24 protein-coding genes and 1 pseudogene are annotated in these 22,967 nt (G+C 70.8%); 10 read left to right on the forward strand and 15 right to left on the reverse strand.

The genetic code is table 11. The annotated features are described in order from the left end of the window. Nucleotides 1-45: 45 nt before the first annotated feature. The 6 genes and pseudogenes from AC3IYJ_RS12455 to AC3IYJ_RS12480 form a co-directional block, all read right to left on the reverse strand. On the reverse strand, nucleotides 46-624 hold the full coding sequence (locus tag AC3IYJ_RS12455) for a hypothetical protein (RefSeq protein WP_489401377.1): 579 nt from the start codon (nucleotides 622-624) through the stop codon (nucleotides 46-48). Between the two features lie 8 nt (nucleotides 625-632). Beyond that, nucleotides 633-2,276, reverse strand: coding sequence for an alpha/beta hydrolase (locus AC3IYJ_RS12460; protein ID WP_489401378.1), 1,644 nt, complete (start codon nucleotides 2,274-2,276; stop codon nucleotides 633-635). A gap of 123 nt (nucleotides 2,277-2,399) precedes the next feature. Next, the gene (locus AC3IYJ_RS12465) at nucleotides 2,400-2,561 is read right to left on the reverse strand and encodes a hypothetical protein (protein ID WP_489401379.1); all 162 of its coding nucleotides are present in this window, start codon (nucleotides 2,559-2,561) and stop codon (nucleotides 2,400-2,402) included. A gap of 77 nt (nucleotides 2,562-2,638) precedes the next feature. Continuing rightward, nucleotides 2,639-3,789: pseudogene (locus AC3IYJ_RS12470) on the reverse strand (RNA-guided endonuclease InsQ/TnpB family protein). Between the two features lie 111 nt (nucleotides 3,790-3,900). Then, nucleotides 3,901-4,161, reverse strand: coding sequence for a DUF397 domain-containing protein (locus AC3IYJ_RS12475; RefSeq protein WP_489401380.1), 261 nt, complete (start codon nucleotides 4,159-4,161; stop codon nucleotides 3,901-3,903). After that, the gene (locus AC3IYJ_RS12480; RefSeq protein WP_489401381.1) at nucleotides 4,121-4,969 is read right to left on the reverse strand and encodes a helix-turn-helix domain-containing protein; all 849 of its coding nucleotides are present in this window, start codon (nucleotides 4,967-4,969) and stop codon (nucleotides 4,121-4,123) included. The genes AC3IYJ_RS12475 and AC3IYJ_RS12480 overlap by 41 nt, the downstream gene beginning before the upstream one ends. 84 nt (nucleotides 4,970-5,053) lie before the next feature. Here AC3IYJ_RS12480 and AC3IYJ_RS12485 point away from each other — a divergent pair, with 84 nt between their 5' ends. The 3 genes from AC3IYJ_RS12485 to AC3IYJ_RS12495 all read left to right on the forward strand — a co-directional run bounded on the left by AC3IYJ_RS12485 (nucleotide 5,054) and on the right by AC3IYJ_RS12495 (nucleotide 8,415). Continuing rightward, entirely contained in the window at nucleotides 5,054-5,470 is a 417-nt protein-coding gene (locus AC3IYJ_RS12485; RefSeq protein WP_489401382.1) for an ATP-binding protein, read from the forward strand. A 273-nt stretch (nucleotides 5,471-5,743) separates the two neighbouring features. Continuing rightward, a complete protein-coding gene (locus tag AC3IYJ_RS12490) occupies nucleotides 5,744-7,102 on the forward strand; it encodes a C40 family peptidase (protein ID WP_489401383.1) in 1,359 nt (452 codons plus the stop codon). Between the two features lie 143 nt (nucleotides 7,103-7,245). Further along, nucleotides 7,246-8,415, forward strand: a complete 1,170-nt coding sequence (locus AC3IYJ_RS12495) for an FG-GAP-like repeat-containing protein (protein ID WP_489401384.1) — start codon at nucleotides 7,246-7,248, stop codon at nucleotides 8,413-8,415. A 60-nt stretch (nucleotides 8,416-8,475) separates the two neighbouring features. On the opposite strand, the gene AC3IYJ_RS12500 is transcribed toward AC3IYJ_RS12495, so the two are convergent. Then, entirely contained in the window at nucleotides 8,476-9,237 is a 762-nt protein-coding gene (locus tag AC3IYJ_RS12500) for a CTP synthase C-terminal region-related (seleno)protein (RefSeq protein ID WP_489401385.1), read from the reverse strand. A gap of 77 nt (nucleotides 9,238-9,314) precedes the next feature. Between AC3IYJ_RS12500 and AC3IYJ_RS12505 the strand changes: the two genes are divergently transcribed. Beyond that, the gene (locus AC3IYJ_RS12505) at nucleotides 9,315-10,199 is read left to right on the forward strand and encodes a LysR family transcriptional regulator (protein WP_489401386.1); all 885 of its coding nucleotides are present in this window, start codon (nucleotides 9,315-9,317) and stop codon (nucleotides 10,197-10,199) included. A 72-nt stretch (nucleotides 10,200-10,271) separates the two neighbouring features. Here AC3IYJ_RS12505 and AC3IYJ_RS12510 read toward each other — a convergent pair whose 3' ends face one another. After that, nucleotides 10,272-10,613: a DUF5713 family protein gene (locus AC3IYJ_RS12510; protein ID WP_489402790.1), complete on the reverse strand. Its 342-nt coding sequence runs from the start codon at nucleotides 10,611-10,613 to the stop codon at nucleotides 10,272-10,274. Nucleotides 10,614-10,784: 171 nt separating this feature from the next. On the opposite strand from AC3IYJ_RS12510, the gene AC3IYJ_RS12515 reads away from it, so the two are divergent. From AC3IYJ_RS12515 to AC3IYJ_RS12530, 4 genes are all read left to right on the forward strand, one after another. Further along, nucleotides 10,785-11,426, forward strand: a complete 642-nt coding sequence (locus tag AC3IYJ_RS12515; RefSeq protein WP_371615670.1) for a class I SAM-dependent methyltransferase — start codon at nucleotides 10,785-10,787, stop codon at nucleotides 11,424-11,426. Between the two features lie 133 nt (nucleotides 11,427-11,559). After that, a complete protein-coding gene (locus AC3IYJ_RS12520) occupies nucleotides 11,560-12,546 on the forward strand; it encodes an N-acetylmuramoyl-L-alanine amidase (protein ID WP_489401387.1) in 987 nt (328 codons plus the stop codon). Nucleotides 12,547-12,693: 147 nt separating this feature from the next. Beyond that, nucleotides 12,694-13,530 carry a hypothetical protein gene (locus AC3IYJ_RS12525; RefSeq protein ID WP_489401388.1) on the forward strand — a complete coding sequence of 279 codons (837 nt, stop codon included), beginning with the start codon at nucleotides 12,694-12,696 and terminating at the stop codon, nucleotides 13,528-13,530. 124 nt (nucleotides 13,531-13,654) lie between these two features. Further along, nucleotides 13,655-14,665, forward strand: coding sequence for an LLM class F420-dependent oxidoreductase (locus AC3IYJ_RS12530; protein WP_489401389.1), 1,011 nt, complete (start codon nucleotides 13,655-13,657; stop codon nucleotides 14,663-14,665). Nucleotides 14,666-14,732: 67 nt separating this feature from the next. Here the strand turns inward: AC3IYJ_RS12530 and AC3IYJ_RS12535 are convergent, their stop codons facing one another. The 6 genes from AC3IYJ_RS12535 to AC3IYJ_RS12560 all read right to left on the reverse strand — a co-directional run bounded on the left by AC3IYJ_RS12535 (nucleotide 14,733) and on the right by AC3IYJ_RS12560 (nucleotide 19,868). After that, the gene (locus AC3IYJ_RS12535; protein ID WP_489401390.1) at nucleotides 14,733-15,158 is read right to left on the reverse strand and encodes a hypothetical protein; all 426 of its coding nucleotides are present in this window, start codon (nucleotides 15,156-15,158) and stop codon (nucleotides 14,733-14,735) included. 99 nt (nucleotides 15,159-15,257) lie between these two features. Next, nucleotides 15,258-15,695, reverse strand: a complete 438-nt coding sequence (locus AC3IYJ_RS12540; RefSeq protein ID WP_489401391.1) for a hypothetical protein — start codon at nucleotides 15,693-15,695, stop codon at nucleotides 15,258-15,260. A gap of 100 nt (nucleotides 15,696-15,795) precedes the next feature. Further along, entirely contained in the window at nucleotides 15,796-16,398 is a 603-nt protein-coding gene (locus tag AC3IYJ_RS12545) for a hypothetical protein (RefSeq protein ID WP_489401392.1), read from the reverse strand. Nucleotides 16,399-16,568: 170 nt separating this feature from the next. Next, on the reverse strand, nucleotides 16,569-17,657 hold the full coding sequence (locus AC3IYJ_RS12550) for a prenyltransferase/squalene oxidase repeat-containing protein (protein ID WP_489401393.1): 1,089 nt from the start codon (nucleotides 17,655-17,657) through the stop codon (nucleotides 16,569-16,571). Beyond that, complete coding sequence (locus AC3IYJ_RS12555) at nucleotides 17,654-18,424, reverse strand: class I SAM-dependent methyltransferase (RefSeq protein ID WP_489401394.1); 771 nt, start codon at nucleotides 18,422-18,424, stop codon at nucleotides 17,654-17,656. The genes AC3IYJ_RS12550 and AC3IYJ_RS12555 overlap by 4 nt, the downstream gene beginning before the upstream one ends. Before the next feature lie 91 nt (nucleotides 18,425-18,515). Continuing rightward, nucleotides 18,516-19,868 carry a glycosyltransferase family 4 protein gene (locus AC3IYJ_RS12560; protein ID WP_489401395.1) on the reverse strand — a complete coding sequence of 451 codons (1,353 nt, stop codon included), beginning with the start codon at nucleotides 19,866-19,868 and terminating at the stop codon, nucleotides 18,516-18,518. A gap of 229 nt (nucleotides 19,869-20,097) precedes the next feature. On the opposite strand from AC3IYJ_RS12560, the gene AC3IYJ_RS12565 reads away from it, so the two are divergent. Both AC3IYJ_RS12565 and AC3IYJ_RS12570 read left to right on the forward strand, forming a co-directional pair. Continuing rightward, a complete protein-coding gene (locus AC3IYJ_RS12565) occupies nucleotides 20,098-20,763 on the forward strand; it encodes a TetR family transcriptional regulator (protein WP_489401396.1) in 666 nt (221 codons plus the stop codon). A 771-nt stretch (nucleotides 20,764-21,534) separates the two neighbouring features. Next, nucleotides 21,535-22,344 carry an IS5 family transposase gene (locus AC3IYJ_RS12570; protein ID WP_489401397.1) on the forward strand — a complete coding sequence of 270 codons (810 nt, stop codon included), beginning with the start codon at nucleotides 21,535-21,537 and terminating at the stop codon, nucleotides 22,342-22,344. Here the strand turns inward: AC3IYJ_RS12570 and AC3IYJ_RS12575 are convergent. Next, a complete protein-coding gene (locus AC3IYJ_RS12575; RefSeq protein ID WP_489399352.1) occupies nucleotides 22,318-22,905 on the reverse strand; it encodes a hypothetical protein in 588 nt (195 codons plus the stop codon). The two genes, AC3IYJ_RS12570 and AC3IYJ_RS12575, sit on opposite strands and share 27 nt — an antisense overlap. Nucleotides 22,906-22,967: the final 62 nt, after the last annotated feature.

The raw sequence follows: 22,967 nt of genomic DNA on the forward strand, positions 1-22,967 counted from the left end.
GGGTAAAGGCAGTTCGATGCAGGATGAAGGCAAGGGTGCCCGGCGTCAGTACACCCCGTTGAGGTCCGTCCCCTCGGGCGCCCTGAAGTAGGCCGAGACCACGTGCACGATGATCCCGGACTCCGTGCTCGCCCCGGGTGCGTTCTTGGCCGGATCCACTGCGGTGGACAGGACCACGTTGACCGAGAACGGTCCGTCCTGCGAGTCCGCGGTCAGCTCGAGGTCCTTCGCCGGGGTCGAGTTCCGGCCGTACTCCTTGGTCTTCCAGCCGTGCTGCGGCAGAGCCTCCTTGAGGCGCTGGAAGCCCTGCGTCAGCTCCTCGTCCGAAGCCCCGTAGACCGACCACGGGTGGCGGACCATGAAGAGGTGGGACGGGTCCTTCTCGTTGAGCGAGATGCTCGCGCCGACCGGCGTCGTCTTGGCGTTCTTGATGCCGATCATGTCGAAGATCTGGCTGGATACGGTCTTCGTCTTCGTGCGGGCTTCGTCGACGGACAGGACGGTCGGCGTGTAGGCGAGACCGGCGTTGGCTTTGTCCACGGTTTTCGAGCATCCCGTCATGAGCGTGGTGAGGGCGAGCGCGAGGGCGAGGGCCGTGGCGGCCCTGCCGGGGGTGCGGGGCATGTGGGGGGTCACTCCTTGACCTGGTCGTAGCGGCCGACGACGACCGCGGCCTGGTTGTGCAGGCTCTGGGAGCCCGCGTTCCAGTAGTCACTGTGACCGCTGGTGTCGGTTTTCATCCGGTGCGCCCCGAACGCCTCGTCGGACGGCACCGTCTCGATGTATCCGGCGTCGTACGGAATTCCGTTCCAGGTCTGGACGCCCCACTTGCGGCCGCCCAGGCCGGCGACCTTGCCGCCCAGGGGGACCGGGTCGTCGCCCGCGGCCTCGGCGAAGACGTGGTCCCTGCCGATGCCGAGGTCCTTCGCGTCGCCGACGAGCATGCCGGGGCTGCCCGCGACCACGATGTCGTCGGCGCCCAGGTGGCCTTTCAGGGTCGCGTCGCCGACCACCGTCGAGCCGTAGCTGTGGCCGATGACGGTGGTGTGGCTCGCGTCCGGGCCGCCCTGCGCGGTCTGCAGACCGTCCATGAACCGGTCGAGCTCGGGCGCCCCTTCGTGCGCGAAGTGCTTCTCCATCGCCTCCGGCACGATCGACTGCGGGGCGTCGTAGCCGAGCCAGGTGACGGTGGAGGTGCTGGGCGCACCGGGGAATCCCTGGGTGTCGGTCCACAGGTTCGTCATGCGGTTGATGTCGCCGCCGATGCCCTCCAGCCTGGAGGTGGCGCCGGGCACGTACACCGCCGTGTTCTTCGCCGTGTCCGGGTTGCCGTTGGCCACGATCGCGTGGCCGTTGCCCTTGGTGTCGAAGCCGAGGAGGTAGGCCTGCGGGAGGCCCTCCTTGCCCGTGTCGTCGAACCGCTTCTGGAGCGCGTCCATCCCCTTGAGCTGGGCGTTCAGGCGGTTCTTCGAGTCGTTCCACGTCGACCAGGCCGGGTTGGTGATGGCCACCGGGTACGAACCGGATGGGTTCGCGATCATCTTCGACGGTTCCGGGCCCAGGTTCTTCAGGTCCAGGTCCACCTGCGCGTGGCTCTGCGCGAGGACCATCCGGTTGGCGTCGTCGCGGATGGGCGACGGCAGGCCGTCGAGGGCGCCGATCCGCTCCGGATAGAGGGTGGAGTACTCGTCCCGCTGCTCCTGGGTGAGCCCGTCCCACCACTTGCGGTTGTCGGCCGCCGACTTGTCCTTGGGGATGTCCGACTCGGGGAGGAACTTCCCGGCCGTCTTCTGGACGTCCTTCGTGTCCTGGGCCGCGTCCATGAGCATCTCGTCGGTGACGTCCAGGCCGGGGGCGGCCTTGAGCTTGCGCAGGGTGCCCGCGTACCGGCCGTCGATCTCGTTCGCCTCGCCCACCGCGCCCGCGATGCGGTCGGCGATGTCCTTGGCCTTGGCCTCGTTGGGGTTGGTGGCGTTGGGGTTGGCCAGCAGCGGAGGCTTCGGTGTCTCGGTCGGGGCCGTGACGAACGGGATCGGCGGGGGATGGCTCACGGAACCGTCCGCGCCGACCGTGAACTTGAGGTTCGCGGCGTCTTCCAGGGCCTGGTTGAGCTTCTTCTGCGGTCCGGCGAGCTCGGTGGCCAGTCCGTTGAGGGCGGTACGGATGAGCCCGCACTCGGAGTGCAGGTACTGGTAGTTGCGACTGAGCCGGGACAGGTCGCCGACGGCCGCCTTCGACGTGTCGCTGGTCTGCGTCTCGTGGAGCTTGCTCAGCATCTCGTTGTCGACGCGGCCCTTGGCCGCGTCGGACCGGCTGCTGACCTTGCCGTAACCGTCGGCGGCCGTGGTGAAGTCGGAGAGCTTCAGATCGCGCAGCTGTGCCAGGTGGGCACGGCGGCGTCACCGGGCCTGCGGGGACGGGGAGGACTGCGGGGTGGCCTGCGGGGTGGCGGCCTTCAGGTCGGCGCCGACCTGGTCGTCGGTCTCGCCGAAGGACTTGCCCACGGTGGACAGCGCGCCGGCGAGCACTCCCGAGGCGGCGGTCCAGGGCTGCTTGGTCAACTTGACCCAGCCCCAAAGGACCGGGCTTGGAGGTAGCGCCCAACTGGCTGCTGGGTTGACTCCTCCGTCCAGACCACCTAGGGGGTGGCTGGGACGCGTGACTCACGCCCCGCAACCCACACAGCTTCGCCCTTACGGCCGATGTTGTGGGACGCATTGTCATCCGCGTGCATGAGGGCCCCGCAGGACCGGCAGGCGAACGTTGCCTGATCGACCCGGTTCTTCCGGTCGATGTAACCGCACTCGGAGCATTCCTGGCTGGTGTACGCCGGATCGACGTACACCAGCGGCACCCCGGCACGCTTCGCCTTGTACTCCACGAAACCGGCGAGCTGGTGGAAGCTCCACGAGTGCAGTTTCGTCCGCTGGTCCTTGCGGAGCCGTACCCGGTCACGGATTCCACTCAGGTGTTCGAGTGCGATCCCATGTCCGGTGCGTTCAGCGGTGGTGACGATCCACTTGGCGATGATGTGGTTGACGTTGGCGGCGTGGCGCTGCTCGCGCCGCTTGCGCTTCTTGAGCAGGCGTTTGGCAGATTTGGTGCCCTTGGCCTGGAGCTTCTTACGCAGGTCGAGTTGCCGTTTGCGGTACCGGTTCAGACCACGCCCAGCGGCCCGGTATCCGGTGCTGCTGGTGGCAATATTGACGATGCCGAGGTCTACGCCGATGAATCCGGACGGGTTCTCGTTCAAGGGCACCTCGCACACCGCGATCAGATAGAACACGCCGTCGCGTTCGATCAGGTCCGACTCGCCCTTCCGGTGCTCACGCAGCGTCTTGAGCGCGTCGGCGGAGCAGGTGAAGGAAAGGTTCTTGAGACGTCCGGACGTGGTCCAGATGCTGACGGTCCGAGAGTCGTACTGCCAGGAGAGACACCGGTCGTCATACGGATGCGCCGCGTCCGGGCGGAAGGTGATCGGCTTGGACCTCGCCTTGGCGCAACGCTTGGATCCTGGCTTGCCGAGGTTTCCCGCCTTGATGTTCGCCTTCAACGCGGTGTAGGCGTCGCTGACTTTCTTGATGGTGTGCTGTGCGACCTGCGCACCGAGACCCGACGCTTTCAGCTCGGCGTAGGTGTGCTTGCGCAGTTCGTACTCACGCGGCACGCCATGCTCGAACGCCACAGCAGACACCCGGTTGGCCCGGTCGTTGACGGCGTGCAGAGTTGCCGACAGCACGGGGCCTGGTCGACCTCCGGCAGCAGCTTCACCTGCACCACGAGCTTCACGAGCGTGATCGTACTACTACTTTACGTAACTACAGCCGAACTCCCCGACATCCGCCACACCTTCCACCGACACAGGGCGCGGCGGCGACCACCACCGCCGCGCCCGTGCCGTCAGAGGCTGCGGACGAACTCCGCGAAGGCGGCGGGTGCGACGGTGAAGGCGGGGCCGCCGGGGTTCTTGGAGTCCCGGACGGCGATCCGGCAGGGCTGGGGGGCTACCTCTACGCAGTCGCCGCCGGTGTCGCCGCTGCACGAGGCCTTGTGCCAGGCGGTAGCGCCGAGGGGGGCGCACTCGACGCACTCGCCGCCGGTGTCGCTGCTGTACGAGGACTTACGCCACCGCGCGCCCGTGATGTTCTGGATGCTGTCCATAGCGTTCCTCCATTACGCGGGCGATCAGTCCCGCCGATTTCTCTACGGGGAGTGCGGCGGCCTGCAAGTGATCGTAACGGAGCGAACCCTCCCTGAGGGCTGACGGATTGGCCGTCATATGCCCCTGGACGAAGTCCTCGGTGTAGACGATGTCCGGGTCGTCGTCAAAGCGCAGGAGGGTGAACGTGCCCGGCAGCCCGGCATGCGCACCCGCCTCGAACGGCAGGATCTGTACCCGGACCCACTCCCGGTCCCGCAGACCCAACAGGTGGGCGAGTTGGTCTCGCATGACCTCCCGGCCCCCGACCTCCTGGTGCAGGGTGGCCTCGCTCAGTACCACCCACATCAGTGGCGGATGCTCGCGTTCCAGGATCCGCTGCCGCTCCATTCGGGCCGCCACCTGCGCGTCGAGCCCGTTCTCGTGCCGCACCCCGAGCACGGCCCGTGCGTACGCCTCCGTCTGCAACAGCCCGTAAACCAGCTGCGCCTGGAAGGTAGAGATGTACGCGGCCCGCGCCTCCATCTCCGCGTACGCCTGGAACCACGTAGGCAACTGGCTCCGCAGCACCAACCCCACCAGCCGGGAGAACACCCCACCCGTGTCCAGCGCCGCGTCGATCCGCTCCGAGAATTCCCGGGTCGGCACCTTCCGGGCCGTCTCGATCTGCCCGATCAGGGACGCCGCGCAGAAGACGATGGCCCCCAGCTGGCCCTGTTTCAGCCCGGCGGCCTCCCTCAGGCGGCGCAGTTCCGAGCCGAAGTAGTCCAGCGGGGACGCGCTGGGATCGAGATCGCGGATGTTGACCATGGAGCGGTCACCCCCAAGTGCACACCGTGCGGCGTTCGTTTCGGTCCATAGCCGAGCGTAACCAGTCCGCTCCAGCCTGGTGCCATGAATCTCACAACCGGGCCCGTACCAGGCGAAGTTGCAGGCAGTTACCGCATGGGCTTCACCGTCGGTAGCCATTCCGCGCGCCACATGCGCCGCATCCTGCGGATGTTCCTCACCCAGTGGGACCTCACCGGACTCTCCGACGCCGCGGAACTCGCCCTGACCGAGCTGGTCGCCAACGTCGTGCGCCACGTCCCCGGCCGAAGCTGCGTCGTCCTCATCCTCCGCCGGCCTCACGGGCTCCGCGTAGAGGTGTCGGACGGCTGCCCCGCTGCCCCACGCGTGGCGCGCGAAACCGGCGACGGGGACCTCCCCGAGGGCGGCCGGGGCCTGCTGCTCGTCGAGGCCTTGTCCGACCGCTGGGGCACGGACCCGAACCCCACCGGCAAGACCGTGTGGTTCGAGTGCGACGGCTGAATCGGCCGAAGAGGGCGGTCACGGGGCCGGCTGGACGGATCAGGTCAGGACCCTTTCCGTCCAGCCGGAACCAGTTCCACCGCCTCTGACCTGCGGCGAGAGCAGTGATCGCCGGAAGGGAAACGCCGGCGAGGACGACCGGACGAAGCATCAGAACACGATGCCGGGTCCACCGCCACGACCGCTGTTCCTGCAGGGCAGCCGTCTCAAGCCCGTCCGAATTCGCAGTGATCCGCCTTACCGCATCCCCACGCCTTCACCAGGAGTACAACCATGTCTTCCAAGGCTTCCAAGCTCACCCGCATAGCCCTCGCCGCCGCGATCGCCACCTCCGGCGCAGTCGCCGCCACGGCCTTCACCGCCACTGCCGCGCACGCCGTCGGTGTCTCCGCCCAAAACGGCACGATCTCCCGCTCGGAGGTACTGGACCGGGCTCAGGACTGGGTGAACCAGGGCATCCCGTACAGCCAGAGCTCGTACCATTCCGATTCCAACGGCAACTACCGCCAGGACTGCTCCGGCCTGGTCTCGATGGCCTGGCACCTCGACACCAGCCGGACGACCGTGACCCTCCGGTCCGTGGCGACCCAGCTCGGCAGCCTGGACGACATGCAGCCCGGCGACATGATCGACCGGTACGACGGCGGCAACTACAACATCCACGTCGTCCTCTTCGCGGGCTGGAACGACTCCGCCCACACCAGCGCCCAGGTGTACGAAGAGGCTCGCCCCGGCACCAACGCCCGCAAGCGGACCATGCAGCGCTCCGAGATGACCGGCGACGGCTACATCCCCTTCCGGTACGACCGGATCACGGGCGGCGGGCACGCCGGTACGGAGTCGGGTGGCGCGGGCCGGGTGCGCTGGGCGGACTTCGACGGTGACGGCAGGGCCGACTACGTCATCGTCAACGACAACGGCTCCGTCCACGTCTTCCTCAACAAGGGCGGCGACGGGCACGGCGGCTGGCAGGACCTCGGCCAGGTCGCCACCGGCATCACCAACGACAAGACCCGCATCCGCTTCGCCGACTTCGACGGCGACGGCAAAGCCGACTACATCACCCTCGACAACAACGGCGCCGTCAACGTCTACCTCAACAAGGGCGGCGACGGCCGCGGCGGCTGGCAGAACCTCGGCAAGGTCGCCACCGGCCTCACCGCCAACCCCGACCAGGTCCGCTTCGCCGACTTCGACGGCGACGGCAAGACCGACTACGTCGTCACCCAGCCCGACGGCTCCATCGGCGTCTTCCAGAACACCGGCGGCGACGGCCGCGGCGGCTGGAAGGACCTCGGCAAGGTCGCCACCGGCGTCACCAACGACCTCACCCGCATCCGCTTCGCCGACATGAACGGCGACGGCAAGGCCGACTACAACATCATCAACCCCGACGGCTCCGTCACCAGCTACACCAACAAGGGCGGCGACACCGGCGGCGGCTGGACCCTCCGCGCCAAGATCACCACCGGCATCACCACCAACCAGAACCTCCTCGACTTCGCCGACATCAACGGCGACAACCGAGCCGACTACCTCGTCACCAACGGCCCCACCACCGCATTCCTCAACAACGGCGGCGACGACGCCGGCGGCTGGATCGACTACGGCCAGATCGCCACCGGCGTCTGAGCATCTGGTGAGTCGGGGGTTCGCCCCCTGTGGGTGAACCCCCGACTCCCCCTCCCCCTCCCCCTCCCCCTCCCCCTCCTCCTCCCCGTCCCGCATCCCGAATCCCCAGCCCCGTGGTTGAACAGAAAGAGCCGGTCGTGATCATGTCCCGTCGTCAGAAGTCCCTCACCATCACCGGTGCCCTCGTGGCCGGAGTGCTCGCCTCGTCCCTCGGAACCGGCACCGCCACCGCGGCCTCGGTCACCACGTGGGACAAGGTCGCCCAGTGCGAGAGCGGGGGCAACTGGAGCATCAATACGGGGACCTCGTACTTCGGCGGGCTGCAGATCAGCCTCTACAACTGGCAGCACTACGGCGGCACCGCCTACGCCACGCGCCCCGACCTCGCGACCAAGCGGCAGCAGATCCTCATAGCGGAGAAGATCCTCGCCGATCAGGGTGCGGGCGCCTGGACCTGCTCCCCCGGCACCGGCCTGGCGACCGACCACGCCGTCCCGTACGCAAGCAATGCCGGTACGGAGTCGGGTGGCGCGGGCCGGGTGCGCTGGGCGGACTTCGACGGTGACGGCAGGGCCGACTACGTCATCGTCAACGACAACGGCTCCGTACAGGTCTTCCTCAACAAGGGCGGCGACGGGCACGGCGGCTGGCAGGACCTCGGCCAGGTCGCCACCGGCATCACCAACGACAAGACCCGCATCCGCTTCGCCGACTTCGACGGCGACGGCAAAGCCGACTACATCACCCTCGACAACAACGGCGCCGTCAACGTCTACCTCAACAAGGGCGGCGACGGCCGCGGCGGCTGGCAGAACCTCGGCAAGGTCGCCACCGGCCTCACCGCCAACCCCGACCAGGTCCGCTTCGCCGACTACGACGGCGACGGCAAGACCGACTACATCACCCTCAACGCCGGCGGCGCCGTGAACGTCTTCCTCAACCGGGGCGGCGACACCGGCGGCGGCTGGAAGGACCTGGGCCAGGTCGCCACCGGCCTCACCGGCGACACCACCCGCATCCGCTTCGCCGACTTCGACGGCGACGGCAAGGTCGACTACACCGTGCTGAACACCGACGGGGCCGTCACCTCCTTCCTCAACCGGGGCGGCGACAACCACGGCGGCTGGTACAACCCCGGCCAGTTGGCCTCTGGCGTCACCACCGACCAGAACCTCGTCGGCTTCGCCGACATCAACGGGGACGGCCACGCCGACTACCTGCTGACCAACGGCCCCACCAGCGCATTCGTCTACAACGGCGGTGACGGGCACGGCGGCTGGACCGACTACGGCCGGATCGCGTCCGGAGTCTGACACCACCCCGCGAAGACCGCCCGTGTCCCCCACGGGCGGCCTTCGCGTTGAAGAGACGCCCTAGGAGTGGGCGACGGTCTGGCGGGCGGCGCGCGCGTGCTCGACGGCCGCCGCGGCCAGGCCCGTGATGAGCGGGTGGGCGCGGGTGCCGTCGCCGTCGAGTTCGGGCTGGAAGAGGGTGGCCAGGAAGAAGGGGTGGGAGGCGAGTTCGGCGATGCGGATGTCGCCGGATTCGTCGGCGCCGGTGAAGGTCATGCCGTGGGCCCGCAGCAGATCCAGGTGGTGGGGGTTCGGGCCGTAGTTGCAGTGGTAGCGCGCCACGGTCCGGTCGGCGCCGAGCAGCCGGGCGGCACGGGAGCCGGGGGTGACCCGTACGGTGCCCTCGTGGCCGACGAGCGAGCAGGCCAGCGGGACGACCACGGCGTCCGCCTCCGCCGTCCCGGGGTCGTTCTCGGCGTGGCCGGCCCGGTCCAGGCCGCAGACGGTGCGGGCGAACTCCAGCAGGGCGTGCTGGAAGCCGCCGCAGGTGCCCAGGAAGGGGATGCCGTTCTCGCGGGCGTCCTGGATCGCCGTCAGCACCCCGCCCTCGCTTCGGTACGGGCTGCCGGGCAGGACCCAGACGGCGTCGAAACCGTCCATCCCCTCGCCCGCCTCCTCGGTCGGGATCCAGTAGGCGTCCAGCTCCAGCCCCTCGCGCTCGCGCAGCGCCTCCAGCAGGCCGGGGACGCGGGCGTGGGAACGGACTGCGTCCGAGCGGTCCGCGATCAGGGCGATGCGTGCGGCGTGGTGGTCGGCTGCGGTCGTGGCGGTCGTTTCGTTCATGGGAGCCATCCTGCGAGGCGTCCTGGCATCAGGTCCAACGATGATCCCTGGTGCTCCCATAAGCGATACTGATGCTCATGGATCCGCATCTGCTGCGCACCTTCGTCGCGGTCCTCGAACACCGCTCCTTCTCCGCCGCCGCCTCCGTCCTCGGCTACACGCAGTCGGCCGTCTCCCAGCACATCGCCGCGCTCGAAGCCGACCTGGGCACCCGGCTCGTCGAGCGGCGGCCCGTCGCGCCCACCGCGGCCGGCGTCCGGCTGATGGAGCACGCCCCCGCGCTGCTGCTGCGCCTGGACGCGGCCCGCGCCGACATCGCGCGACTGCACCGGACCCCCGACACCCGGCTGACGCTGGCCTGTTCCCCCGCCGCCCTCGGCCCGGCCGTCGCGCGGGCCCTGGCCCGGCTGCGCGCAGCCGGCCCCGTGGACGTCGAAGTGCGCGTCCTGGGAAGGGAGTCGGTGATCGAGGAGGTGCTGACCGCACGTGCCGACCTCGGGCTCGTCGACGGCGTGGCCGCGCCCAGCGACCCCCTGCCGCTGCCGGACCTCGGCCCCACCGTCACGCTCGCCGCGGCCGAGGAGCCCCTGGCGGTGCTCTTCCCCGACGGCCACCCCCTGGCGGGGCGCACGGCGGTGCGCCTGACCGACCTCGCGCAGGCCCAGTGGATCGACGCCCCGGACACGGCCGTCCCCCTCGACCGGCTGCGCGCGGTCTGCCACACCGAGGGCTTCCACCCCCGGATCCGCCACCTCGGCACCGACGTCCATGGCCTCGCCGCCCTCGCCTCGGCCGGCCACGGCCTCGCCGCGCTCCCCCGGTCCCTGGCCGTGGCCCTCCCCGGCGTGACCGCGGTCCCGGTCCGGGCCCCCCGCCTGGTCCACCGCACCGAACTGCTGCACCCCGCCGGCCCCACCGCGCCCGCCCGGCAGCTGGCCGCCCTCATCACCGGCCGGAGCTAGGCCGGAGCCAGGCCGGTCCTTACGGATCTGCCGGGGTCCGCGCCGCGCGGCCTCACGCCCGCCGTGGGGGGCTCACCACTCCCTGGGGGCGATGAGCTCCTCCACGTCCGCGTCCGCGAATCCGTACGCCGAGGCCACGAACCAGAAGTCCTCGGCTATCTCCTCGCGCGCGACCGTCTCGATCTCGCTGCCCGCCTCCTCGAACTCGGCCTCCAGGAGGTTGAACTCCTCCGTCGCCGCCCCCGTCAGCGCGTAGAGCGCCGCCAGGTCCGCGGGCCGCTCCGCCTCGATCCGCTCGCAGAGCCGCCGCAGGATCGCCCGGCCCTTGTCGAGGACGGAGTCGGGGAAGTAGTCGTCGGCGTACAGCGGTTGGAGGAAGGCCCGCCCCGCCGCCTGCTCGTTCGTGATCGTCACGGTGTTCCCTCGTCCCTCTTCGAAGATCTGCTCCTTCGTATCGTGCACCCACCCACTGACAACGCCGCCGACGCTCCCCCGCGCTGCCGACGCCGACCCGGGCATGGCGTCCTACCAGCGGGTAGGGCAGCATGGGCCGCCGACGCACCCCACCCCCGCAGGAGGAACACCATGGCCAGCCCCAAGCCGGAGACCCTCGCCGCCTTCGAGGCCGCCAAGGGGTTCATGCCCGTAGGAGAAGGGCTCGCGCTGTACGAGGCGGCCGCCGGGGCGGCGCGGCTCGGGCTGCCGCTGCTGGAGGTCGGGACCTACTGCGGGCGGTCCACCATCCTGCTCGCCGACGCCGCCCGCGAGGCCGGGGTCAGTGCGCTGACCGTCGACCACCATCGGGGCAGCGAGGAGCAGCAGCCGGGCTGGGAGTACCACGACCCGAGCGTCGTGGACCCGGAGATCGGCCTGATGGACACCCTGCCCACCTTCCGCCGGACCCTGCACAAGGCGGGCCTGGAGGACCACGTCATAGCGATCGTCGGCCGTTCCCCGCAGGTCGCCGCGGCCTGGGGCGGCAAGCTCGGCCTGGTCTTCATCGACGGCGGGCACACCGACGAGCACGCGACCGGGGACTACGAAGGCTGGGCCCCGCACGTCGCCGCGGGCGGCACGCTGGTGATCCACGATGTGTTCCCGGACCCGGCCGACGGCGGCCAGGCCCCTTACCGCATCTACCTGCGCGCCCTGGCCTCCGGCGCCTTCGAAGAGGTGTCGGTGACCGACTCCCTGCGCGTGCTCCGGCGTACCGGCGAAGGCATCTGACCCCCGCCGGGGCCCTGCCGGGGCCCCGGCGCGGTCCGCCGTACGGCCCAGCCGTCCTGGCATATAAGCGCACCGCGCCCCCGGATGGCCCATGGTCCGCACACCCGGCCGACCCCCGGTCTAGCATCGCCGGGTGCCCAACGACGACAGCCCCCCGCCCCCCGAGTCCGCCTCCTCGGTCAGCCCGGACCGGCCCTGGTACACGCGCCGTTCCACCCTGGCCGTCGCGGTCGCCGCCCTCGCCCCCGCCTGTCTGGCGGGGTGGGTGCTGACCGAGGTGCTCGGCGGGTCCACCGGCGACGACTCCCGCCCGCCCCGGATCGTGATGCCGCTCGCGGCCCCCGAGCAGGCGGCCTCGGCGGCCACGGCCACCCCCGCCCCCACCCCGGCCCCCGGCAGCTCCGGAGCCGCCGGAGCCGCCGCGACCACCCCCGCGGCCAAGCCCCTCGCCGGCCGTGTCGTGGTCATCGACCCGGGCCACAACACCGGCAACTTCAAGCACACCACCGAGATCAACCGCGAGGTGGACATCGGCACCAACTACAAGGAGTGCGACACCACCGGCACCACCACCAACGCCGGTTACATGGAAGCCGAGTTCAGCATGGACGTCTCGCGACGCCTGCGCACCGTCCTCGAGGCCCAGGGCCTCAAGGTGATCCTCACCCACGAGGCGGGTGCCGCACGCCCGTTCGGCCCCTGCATCGACGAACGCGCCCGGATCGGCAACGAGGCCCGCGCCGATGCCGTCGTCTCCGTCCACGCGGACGGGGTCTCGGCCGGCAACCGCGGCTACCACATCATCCTCCCGGCCAAGGTCAAGGGCGGTGGCGCGGACACCGCGCCGATCATCGAGCCCTCCCGCCGGCTCGGCGAACGGATCGCCGGGAACTTCGCCCGAACCACCGGTTCCGCGCCCGCCAACTACCTCGGCAGCGGTACCGGATTGGTGGTCCGCGACGATCTGGGCGGACTGAACCTCTCAACTCGCCCCAAGGTGTTCATCGAATGCGGCAACATGCGTGACGCCAAGGACGCGACGCAGCTGTCGAGTCCGGAGTGGCGGCAGAAAGCGGCCCAGGGCATCGCGGACGGCATCGTCGGGTTCCTCGGCGGGTAGATGCGACGGGACCGTCCCTCGGGACGGCCCGCCGCCCCGATCCTCCCGGTCGCGGTAGACCTCCGTACCATGGTGCCGCCCGCCACTCCGTCATGGCGTGCGACCACGGCACCACGAGACGACGAGACCGAGAAGGACACCCCAGACGTGAACATCCGCTCCCTCACTCGAGGCGACGGCGTGGTGATCGGAGCAGCGGTACTGCTGTTCATCGCCTCGTTCCTCGATTTCTACTCCAGCACCAATGTCGACATGCCGAGCGCGTGGGACACCGACTACAGCGGACTGGCCCTGCCCTCCGTGTTCCTGGTCGGCTTCGCCGCCGCCGGCCTGCTGATCGCCGCCCGATTCCAGCCCGAGTCCCGCAAGGTCGCCGGCCTGCCGCTCCAGGCCTGGGGCACGGTCCTGTCCGTCTCCGCCCTGTGGTCCTCGCTGTGGGTCCTGATCACCTGCCCGAGCCGGATCGACCTGGGCGCGGGTGCGGTCATCTCCTTCCTCGCCACCCTGGCACTGGCGGGCGTGACCCTGTTCGGCGCGAAGATCCCCGCCCTCGCGGGCCAGCTGGTGCCCGACCCGAAGCCGGCCGGAGCCGTCACGCCGCCCCCGTACGGCGGCCAGCCGCAGCCGGGCACCGGGTACGGGTACCCGGGCCAGCAGGAGCCGCAGCCCTACGGGGCCACCCCGCAGCCGGTCCCGCCCTACGGCGGCTCCCCGGAGCCCGCACCGGCTCCGGCGCCCGCCCCGGTCCACCAGGACGCCGCGCCCGCGCCGGCACCCGCGGCCGAGTTCACGCCGTTCTGGTTCGCCGTTCCGGTGGCCCGGCCGCTCTTCGCGGAGGACGGCAACCCCGCTCCGATCGCGGAACTCGCACCCGGCACCTGGTACCTGGCCGTGGAGCAGCGCGGTCCGGCCACGCTCATCGCGCAGACCCAGGACGGCCGCCGCGGCGTCCTGAACGACACCTCGGGGATCCAGCGCGGCTGACCCCGGCGCGAGGCTCCGTAACCTCACAGCGGCCCCCCGCCCTTCCGGGTGGGGGGCCGTTGCCCTACAGTCACCTGACGCATCGTCAGATAAGGCTGAACCGGCATCGCGGAGGGGACCGTACATGCGCCTCGGACTCGCACTCGGCTACTGGGGCCGCGGCCCCAACCCGGACCACCTGGACCTCGCCGCCGAGGCCGAGAACCTCGGCTACGACTCGGTGTGGACCGCCGAGGCCTGGGGGTCGGACGCCTTCACACCGCTCACCTGGATCGCCGCGCACACCTCGCGCATCCGCCTGGGCACCGCCATCGCGCAGATGGCCGCCCGCACCCCCACCGCCACCGCCATGCAGGCCCTGACCCTGGACCACCTGTCCGGCGGCCGGATGATGCTCGGCCTCGGGCTCTCCGGTCCGCAGGTGGTCGAGGGCTGGTACGGGCGCCCCTTCCCCTCCAGCCCTCTCGCCGCCACCCGCGAGTACGTGGACGTCATCCGCCAAGTGCTGCGCCGCGAGGCCCCCGTCGAGCTCGACGGCCGCTTCCACAGCCACCCCTACCGGGGCGCCGACGGCACCGGCATCGGCAAACCGCTCAGGCCCATCACCCACCCGCTGCGCGCGGACCTGCCGGTCCTGCTCGGCGCCGAGGGACCCAAGAACATCGCCCAGACCACCCGCATCGCCGACGGCTGGCTCCCCCTCTACTGGTCGCCGACGCGCACCGACGTCTACCAGGCCTCGCTGACCGAGCTCCCCGAAGGGTTCATGATCGCCCCGATGGCGCGCGCCAAGGTCTGCGACGACGTCGCCGAGGGACTCCTGCCGGTCAAGGCGATGCTCGGCTTCTACATCGGCGGGATGGGCCACGCGGCCCGCAACTTCCACGCCGACCTCATGGGCCGCATGGGCTACGAGGAGGAGGCGCACCGGATCCAGGAGCTGTTCCTGGCCGGGCGCAAGGAGGAGGCCGTCATGGCCGTCCCGGACGCCTTCGCCGACGAGATCTCGCTGATCGGCCCCCGGGAGCGGATCGCGGAACGCCTCGACCTGTGGCGCAAGGGCCCGGTCACCGACCTCCTCCTGACCGCCCCGGACCCGCACACCTTGAGGGTCCTGGCGGAGCTGAACAGCTAGCACCGTGCCGGGCGGCGGTCCCCGGCCGGAGGACCGCTGCCGAAGGGCCGCTGCCCGACCACGGGCCCTAGAGCTTCGCGACGTCCTTGTGGACGACTTCGGGCCCGCCGTCGTGGTAGGCGGCCAGCCGCACCTTGAGCTGGTACCCCTTGGGCGCCTTGATGACCCGGTCGGGCGTCTCCTCCAGGCCGCCGCCGTGGCACGCGGGCTCGGAGTTGAGGGCGGCCCAGCCGTCGCCCGTGTCCTTCGGGTCGTTCCACTCCACCCACACGCAGTCGGGCTCGCCGGAGGAGGCCCGCAGCGAGATGATCCTGACCGAGTTCACCGCGCCGTCGACGCGCTCGTAGGTGACGGTCGCGGAATTGTGGTGGAGGCCGCTACCGGCCTCCAGGACCACCGGACTCGCCGAGGTGTCGGCCGCGGCCGGAGCCGCTCCCGAGGCTATCGTCGCGGCCACGACCGCGACGGTGACAGGCAGGGCAGATAGGCGCATGTTCCGTCTCCACGAAGCTAGTTGAGGAAATCTCACCCTAGCCGCGCACGCTGACCCGCGCCCCGACGGCATCCGTCGATCGGTGGCCGGAACCGGACCTCAGAGCCCCTCCGGGGTCGCCTCCGGCACGGCCGCGAGCAGCTCGCGCAGGTCCAGCGGCATCACGGCGATCTCGATCTCGATGCCGGCCGCCGCGCCGCCCTCGACCGTGCCGCCCTCGACCCCGCCGCCCACATACGTGCAGGTCACGATCCGCGAGCCGGGGTTGATGGAGATGCCCTCCTTGATCGAGGGCACCCGCACGCCGGTGGCCCGGCCTCCGGTCAGGAGCACGGGCTCACCCCGGCCGGGCACCCAGCGGGCCGCGCCCTGTTCCGCGTACACCCGGCCGCTGCGCCAGCGCCCCGCGCCCGCGGGCTGCCGCGCCATGCAGGGGATCCCCTGCACGGGGGCGGCGGTCCGGCGCTGGAGGTGCTTGCGGCGCAGGAGCCAGGCGGCACCGGCCGCCCCGACGGCGAAGACTGCGTACTCGATCACGCTCCATTGAAACAGCCCGACGACGGACGGGCCGGACGGGTGCCACTCCCGTCCGACCCGTCTGCCCGCGCTCCCGCGCGGCGCCTGCCCGCTCAGCCTCTCAGCCGGTCAGCTGGCCCGCGCTCGGGACCTTGTCGGTCACCGTGGCGCCGGCGCTCTTGCCGGCGTCCTTGACGCTGTTGATGACGTTCTCGAAGGCGCCGATGTCGGAATCGCCCGCGTCGCCCTTGCGGAGCTTGGAGCCGAGGCCCTTGAGGGAGTCGATGCCCGCCGTCAGCGGGCCCACGGCCTTCGACAGCAGCGGGTCGCCCTTGGCGTTCTCGCTCGCCGCCTTCAGCCGGTTGTACGCGAAGGCGCCCGCCAGGCCCGCCTTGACCAGCGCGAACTTGCGGCCCTTGGCGCCCTTCTTGAACTTGCCGTCGCGGTACGGCTTGATGATCCACTGATAGGTGGCGCCGGCCGCGAGCCCCGCATTGGCCACGAAGCGCGTCTTGGCGAACTTCTGCCTCTCCTCCGCGCTGCTGCTGGCCGAGGGCGAGGCGGTGGCGGCCGCGGCAGCCTCCGCGTCCTCGGCCGAAGCCGCCGCGTCCGCCTCGGCGAAGGCGGCCATGGCAACCGAGATGTCGTCGCTCTGGGCGGCGGTGTCGTCGCCGCCGGAGCCGCAGGCGGTAGCGCCGCCCAACAGTGCGCAGGACAGGAGCACCGCTGTCAGGGAGCGGCGGAATCGTATGGTTCGGGTGGGAAAGGACACGGATTGCCTCCGGGGACTGAGGTGTCCCTCGCAGCCTCACCCGGGCCCCACGGCCGCGCCACCCGGGAGAGCCCTTCGGGTCTCCCGGGTGGCGTGGGACCGGGGGGAGACCCGTCGGAACCTCAGTTGCAGCAGTCCGGCTCCAGGCCCACCGGCAGGGTCAGCCCGCCGAACACCACGCCCGTGGCCTCGTCGCCGCCCAGTGCGGCCACCGCGAGGAGCAGCGAGCCCGCCGTCCAGGTGGTCTGCTCGACGGGCCAGACGGCCCCGTCCTGGAAGACGTACCCGGTCCAGTACATGCCGTTGTCGTCCCGCAGGTGACCGATCGAGCGCAGGATCTCCAGCGCCCGGTCCGACTCCCCCATAGCCCACAGCGCGAGCGCCAGCTCGCAGGACTCCCCGCCCGTCACCCAGGGGTTCGGCAGCACGCACCGCACACCCAGGCCGGGGACGACGAACTCCTCCCAGCGCTCCTCGATGCGGGCCTTCGCCCCGGCACCGGTCAGGGCGCCGCCCAGGACCGGGTAGTACCAGTCCATCGAGTAGTGGGACTTGTCCAGGAACCGCTCCGGGTGCCGGCGTATCGCATGCCCCAGGGCGCCCGCCGCCAGCTCCCAGTCCGGCTGCGGGTCCTCGCGGTGGGCGGCGATGGCCAGCGCGCAGCGCAGGGCCTGGTGGATGGACGAGGAACCGGTCAGCAGGGCGTCCGAGACCGCCTCGCCGTTGGCCTCGCGCTTCCAGCCGATCTCGCCGCCGGGCTGCTGGAGCCGCAGGACGAACTCCACGGCCGCGTACACGGCCGGCCACATGCGGTCGAGGAAGGCGTCGTCCCCGGTGGACAGGTGGTGGTGCCAGACGCCGACGGCGAGGTACGCCACGAAGTTGCTCTCGCGGCTCGCGTCCTGTGGCTCGCGGGTGTCGACCCCGTCCTCGCGGTCGGCGTAGGCCGCGTACCAGGAGCCGTCGTCGTTCTGGTGGCGCACCAGCCAGTCGTACGCCCGCTCCGCGGCCTCGTGTTCGCCCGCCGCGTCGAGCGCCATCGCGGCCTCGGTGTGGTCCCACGGGTCGAGGTGGTGGCCTCGGAACCACGGGATGGCCCCGTCCGCGCGCTGCGCGGCGAGGATCCCGGCGACCGTCTCGGCGGCCTCCTCGGCGGTCAGTACGCCGTCCAGGACCAGGTGCTCGGGTGCGGTGCGCTCGGGTGAGCTCACTTCTCGGCGCCCGAGGCGGCCGGAGTGCCCGCGGCCGCCGCGGCGGCGACCGGGAGGTGCGGCTTGGTCGCGTAGGCGACGAAGCTCTTGCCTATGACCGGGTTGAGGGCCTGCTCCGCGAGGCGCGTGGCCAGCGGCTTCTTCATGATGTCCCAGACCAGGAGCTTGTGGTACGCCTTCACGGGCAGCGCCTGGTCGTTGTCCACGCCGAAGGCGCACTTGAGCCACCAGTACGGCGAGTGCAGGCCGTGCGCGTGGTGCGTGCCGTAGGGCTTGAGGCCGGCCGACTCCATCTTGCCGAGCAGCTCGTCGCCCTTGTAGATGCGGATGTGGCCGCCCTCGACCTCGTGGTAGGCGTCGGAGAGCGCCCAGCAGATCTTCTCGGGGCCGTAGCGCGGCACGGTGATGGCGATGCGGCCGCCGGGCTTGAGGACACGGACCATCTCGGCGAGCACCCCCTTGTCGTCGGGGATGTGCTCCATCACCTCGGAGATGATGACGACGTCGAAGGACTCGTCGGGGAACGGCAGCGCGAGGGCGTCGCCCTCCATGGCGGTGGCGGTGGCCCCGGCCGGGGCCTCACCGGCCTCCTTCATGGCGGCGAACCACTTGGCGACCTCGCGGATCTCGTCGCCGTTGCGGTCGAGGGCGACCACCTGGGCGCCGCGCCGGTAGCACTCGAAGGCGTGCCGGCCTGCGCCGCAGCCCAGGTCGAGTACGCGGTCGCCTGCGGCGAGCGGGAACCGGGAGAAATCGACGGTCAGCACGTGGTCCTGCCTTCGCGGTCGCGGGGGTGAGAGGGGTACGGCATCGGACGGAAGGTGAAGATCACCGGGTACTGCGGGGTACTACCCCGCACTACCGGGCACTGCCGCTACGGGCGCCGCTACGGCGCTCCTGCGCGGCCCGCTCGATGGCGGCGCGGTAGTGCACGACGGTGCCCTCGGCGGCCTTGGCCCAGGTGAACCGCTCCAGCACCCGTTCGCGGCCGGCCGCCCCGAGTCTGACGCGCAGCTCCGGATCCTCCAGCAGCCGGCCGAGGGCGGCGGCCAGCGCGCCCGCGTCGCCGGGCGGCACCGCCAGGCAGGTTTCGCCGTCGGGGCCAGCAACCTCGGGGATCGCGCCGCCGGTGGTGGCGACCAGCGGGGTCCCGGTGGCCATGGACTCGGCCGCCGGGAGCGAGAACCCCTCGTAGAGGGAGGGCACGCAGGCGATCTGGGCGCTGCGCACCAGGTCGACCAGCTCGGCGTCGGAGATGCCCTTGACGAAGCGGACGGCGTCCTGGAGCCCGTACGTCTCGATCGCGCGGGCGACCGGCCCGTGCTCGGCGCGCTTGCCGACGACGACGAGGTGGGCGTCGGGCTGCTCGGTACGCAGCTTCGCGAGCGCCTCGACGAGGTGGACCAGCCCCTTGAGCGGGACGTCGGCGCTGGAGGTGGTCACGATCCGTCCGGGCACTTCGGCCACGGTCGGGTCCGGCGACCACAGATCGGTGTCGGCGCCGATGTGGACCACGTGGATGCGCTCGTCGCGCACGCCCAGGTGCTCGGCGATCTCCTGCCGCGAGGAGCCGGAGACGGTCAGCACGGACGGCAGCCGCCGCGCGACCCGGCCCTGCATGCGGGTGAAGCCGTACCAACGCCGCACGGAGGCACGCTTCCTGCGGCTCTTGGCGGCCGCCAGGTCCAGCTTGCGGTCGACGGTGATGGGGTGGTGGATCGTGGTCACCAGCGGCGCGCCGAGCTCGCCCAGCAGCCCGTAGCCGAGGGTCTGGTTGTCGTGGATGACGTCGAACTCACCGGCGCGCGCGGCCAGATGCCTGCGCGCCCGCAGCGAGAAGGTCAGCGGCTCGGGAAAACCGCCGGTCCACATGGTGGCGACCTCGACGGCGTCGATCCAGTCCCGGTACTCGTCGCGCTTCGGGGTGCGGAACGGGTCGGGGCTGCGGTAGAGGTCCAGGCTCGGGAGCTCGGTGAGCGTGGCACCGGCGCCGGTGACGGCGTCCCTGTCGAGGACCGGATAGGGCTGCGCGCCGATGACCTCGACGGAGTGTCCGAGGTGGACGAGCTCCCGCGCGAGGTGGCGTACGTAGACGCCCTGTCCGCCGCAGAACGGGTTCCCCTTATAGGTGAGGAGTGCGATCCGCAACGGGCGGCTGTCGTCGGTGGCGGAACCCGCGAAAGGGCTCGTCACCATGGCCTCAGCGGTCACTCTCGGCCCCCTTCTCCCTGCACTTTCGCCGGAGCGTAACCGCTCGCATAATGTAGAACAAGTTTCAGACTTGATCCGTTGAAGACCATTGAATCTACCGGCCGGAAACCACACCGTAAGAGGGGTGGCAGGTGATTCGCGCCACGGCTCGGACGCCTGACATGCTGGGTGCGCAGCAGCCCCGCAACACCCCACCCGCAACAACAGGGAACGCCTTGGAACGGGACAGATGACAGCGGAAGCGAAGGCCGTGACCCCAGCCGTCACCACACCGGCGTCCCCTCCCCTGACGGAGCGCCAGGAGGCGCGACGCAGGCGGATCCTGCACGCCAGCGCGCAGCTGGCCAGCAAGGGCGGCTTCGACGCCGTCCAGATGCGGGAGGTCGCGGAATCGTCCAGCGTCGCGCTGGGGACCCTCTACCGCTACTTCCCCTCCAAGGTGCACCTGCTCGTCGCCACGATGCAGGACCAGCTCCAGCACATGCACGGAACCCTCCGCAAGCGCCCGCCGGCCGGGGACGACCCCGCGGCCCGGGTCGCGGAGACCCTGATGCGCGCCTTCCGCGCACTGCAGCGGGAACCGCACCTGGCGGACGCCATGGTCAGGGCCCTCACCTTCGCGGACCGCAGCGTGAGCCCCGAGGTGGACACGGTGTCCCGGCTGACGACGGCGATCATCCTGGACGCGATGGGCCTGGACGGCCCCCCGACGGCGGAGCAGCTGTCGGCGGTCCGGGTCATCGAGCACACCTGGCACTCGGCGCTGATCACATGGCTCTCGGGCCGGGCGTCGATCGCCCAGGTCAAGATCGACATCGAAACGGTCTGCCGCCTGATCGACCTCACGGGGGCGGGCCGGCCGGGCGGGCCGACGGGGGCTCCGGAAAAGGCCTGATCCTGCCGCCTGGTGGGGGTGGGAGGGGCAGGCGGGGTGGGGGTGGGGGGCGGCTTGGGCTGCGGGTGGGTTGGTGGCTTCGACGGTCCCTGGGGGCGTCCCTCCAGTCCAGTGTCGTTCCGGGCCGGGCCGGTCCCTCAAGGGCGCTCCTGCGTCGCGTCGCTGCGCGATGGCCTGCGGCCACCCTTGACCGACCGTCCCGTCCCGGAATGCCACAAGACTTCCGGGATCCCCCCGGGGGATGGCCGGGAGGTGTGAGGGGGAGGGACGGCCGTGGTCGGAGAGGTGCGGGGGCGGTCCCGCCGGTCAGCCGACGCCCGGACGGTCGGGAGGGGCCGCCTGGACAGGGTTGGGGGCGCCGGGGAGTTCGGGACATCCACCCGACACCGATCGAGGACCCTTCCCGAGGCCGTCGCCCGCCAACCCGCACCCACGGTTGACCAGATGACCCTCCCATGCCCTGAGGCGCGACAGATCGCTACACACTGCCGCTCGGCTCAGAACCCGTTGTTCTATCGATCGTGGGAGCGCTTGGGTTCGAACAAGGTTCTGGTCCGGGTGATATTCCGGTGGTCCGGGCATAAAGGCAGGGCCTCTTGGTAGCTCGGGGGTGCGACCCCATCCGGGCAGTTCCAGGAGACCCTGTTGCCACAGCTTTGCGCGTCCGAGCTCACCGCGTCCAACCCGGCTGCCCCATCGTGTGACTGCATCGCGCACGTGTATGGAAATGCCGCTGATCACGCTGGCCGCAGGCGGCGCTATCCGTCGGACATGACGGACGCGGAGTGGGCGGTCATCCGTCCGCTGCTGCCGGTGCCGGCCTGGCTGGAGGGCCGGGGCGGGCAACCGGAGGGCTACTGCCACCGCGAGATGCTCGACGCGGTCCGCTACCTCCTCGACAACGGCATCAAGTGGCGGGCCGTTCCTGCCGACTTCCCTTCCTGGACCGCCGTCTATGCCTTCTTTCGCCGCTGGCACCGCCAGGGGCTGATCTCCGAGTTCCACCACCGGCTCCGGGCCAGGGTGCGTGAAATGTCGGGACGCGAAAAGGAGCCGACGGCCGCGATTATCGACTCGCAGTCCCTGCGGGCAGCCGACACCGTCGGTGCCGGCTCACGCGGCTGGGACGCGGGAAAGAAGGTCGGCGGCCGCAAGCGCCACGTGGTGGTGGACTGCCTGGGCATGCTGCTGGCCGTGACGGTCACGCCGGCGTCCGTTCAGGACCGCGACGCGGCCGCGCCTGCGCTCGCACAGCTCCGCCGGCTCCACCGGAAGATCACGCTGGTTTGGGCCGACAGCGGCTACGCGGGCCAGCTCGTCGACTGGGCCAGGGAAACGCTCCGCCTCGCACTGACCATCGTCCGACGCACCGATACCGCCCCCGGGTTCGTTGTCCTTCCCCGCCGGTGGGTCGTCGAGCGGACACTGGCCTGGCTGATGCACCGCCGGCGCCTGGTCCGCGACTACGAACGTCTGCCCGCCACCCACGAGACGATGGTCATGTGGTCCATGACCATGGTGATGGGACGCCGCCTCGCCCGCAGCCGTCCGCACTCACCGGGCGTCCGGCCCCGCGGCTGAACCAGGGCCTGCGGCGAACAGCCCCTGCTCGGCCACTGCCCACCCCCGGGCCACCAGACGCTTAGCCATCGACCGGACACATTCGATCTTCGCCGGCACCGCTTCCCGGCCCAGGGCCACCGTCAGGTCCCTTGCCCGCATCGGGCCGCCGGCCGCCCCGGCCGCCAGCACGGCAAGCAGACGCTGGTATTCCTCGGGCAGCACGCGGGCCGAGAGCCCCTCACGATGGCGTGGCACCACCATGACCCCCATCGGACCGCCGCCCACACACGCCTGGGGCGCCTCCTGCACCTGAACGACAGGCCCGTTCAGGACCTCGGTCACCGTCTCGCGCGCGATGACCAGCCGTTCCAGACCGGCTTCCGCCTCACCGAGCGCGGCCAGGACACGATCAGCCTCCTCCCGAAGCCGCTCGATCACCTCCCGCGCAGCCGACTCCTTCGCCTCCAGCAAACCCAGTACCGACGCCATCACACGCCCCCACAAGCACTCCAACAGGACGATGCATCCCTGCCTCGCCGGACCGACCACCACTCCCACCAGCGGAAACTCAACGATCACGTTCGAAAAGACAACGGGTTCTTAGCTTGATCTTTAACCTCGCTCGTCACCCGACCTGCTGA

It is taken from the genome of Streptomyces sp. GL_140 (assembly GCF_057834465.1).

Coding starts and splice junctions, on each gene's coding strand:
- AC3IYJ_RS12455 (WP_489401377.1), bottom strand. CDS start 624: ATGCCCCGCACCCCCGGCAGGGCCGCCACGGCCCTCGCCCTCGCGCTC.
- AC3IYJ_RS12460 (WP_489401378.1), bottom strand. CDS start 2,276: ATGCTGAGCAAGCTCCACGAGACGCAGACCAGCGACACGTCGAAGGCG.
- AC3IYJ_RS12475 (WP_489401380.1), bottom strand. CDS start 4,161: ATGGACAGCATCCAGAACATCACGGGCGCGCGGTGGCGTAAGTCCTCG.
- AC3IYJ_RS12480 (WP_489401381.1), bottom strand. CDS start 4,969: ATGGTCAACATCCGCGATCTCGATCCCAGCGCGTCCCCGCTGGACTAC.
- AC3IYJ_RS12485 (WP_489401382.1), top strand. CDS start 5,054: ATGAATCTCACAACCGGGCCCGTACCAGGCGAAGTTGCAGGCAGTTAC.
- AC3IYJ_RS12490 (WP_489401383.1), top strand. CDS start 5,744: ATGTCTTCCAAGGCTTCCAAGCTCACCCGCATAGCCCTCGCCGCCGCG.
- AC3IYJ_RS12495 (WP_489401384.1), top strand. CDS start 7,246: ATGTCCCGTCGTCAGAAGTCCCTCACCATCACCGGTGCCCTCGTGGCC.
- AC3IYJ_RS12500 (WP_489401385.1), bottom strand. CDS start 9,237: ATGAACGAAACGACCGCCACGACCGCAGCCGACCACCACGCCGCACGC.
- AC3IYJ_RS12505 (WP_489401386.1), top strand. CDS start 9,315: ATGGATCCGCATCTGCTGCGCACCTTCGTCGCGGTCCTCGAACACCGC.
- AC3IYJ_RS12515 (WP_371615670.1), top strand. CDS start 10,785: ATGGCCAGCCCCAAGCCGGAGACCCTCGCCGCCTTCGAGGCCGCCAAG.
- AC3IYJ_RS12530 (WP_489401389.1), top strand. CDS start 13,655: ATGCGCCTCGGACTCGCACTCGGCTACTGGGGCCGCGGCCCCAACCCG.
- AC3IYJ_RS12535 (WP_489401390.1), bottom strand. CDS start 15,158: ATGCGCCTATCTGCCCTGCCTGTCACCGTCGCGGTCGTGGCCGCGACG.
- AC3IYJ_RS12565 (WP_489401396.1), top strand. CDS start 20,098: ATGACAGCGGAAGCGAAGGCCGTGACCCCAGCCGTCACCACACCGGCG.
- AC3IYJ_RS12570 (WP_489401397.1), top strand. CDS start 21,535: ATGACGGACGCGGAGTGGGCGGTCATCCGTCCGCTGCTGCCGGTGCCG.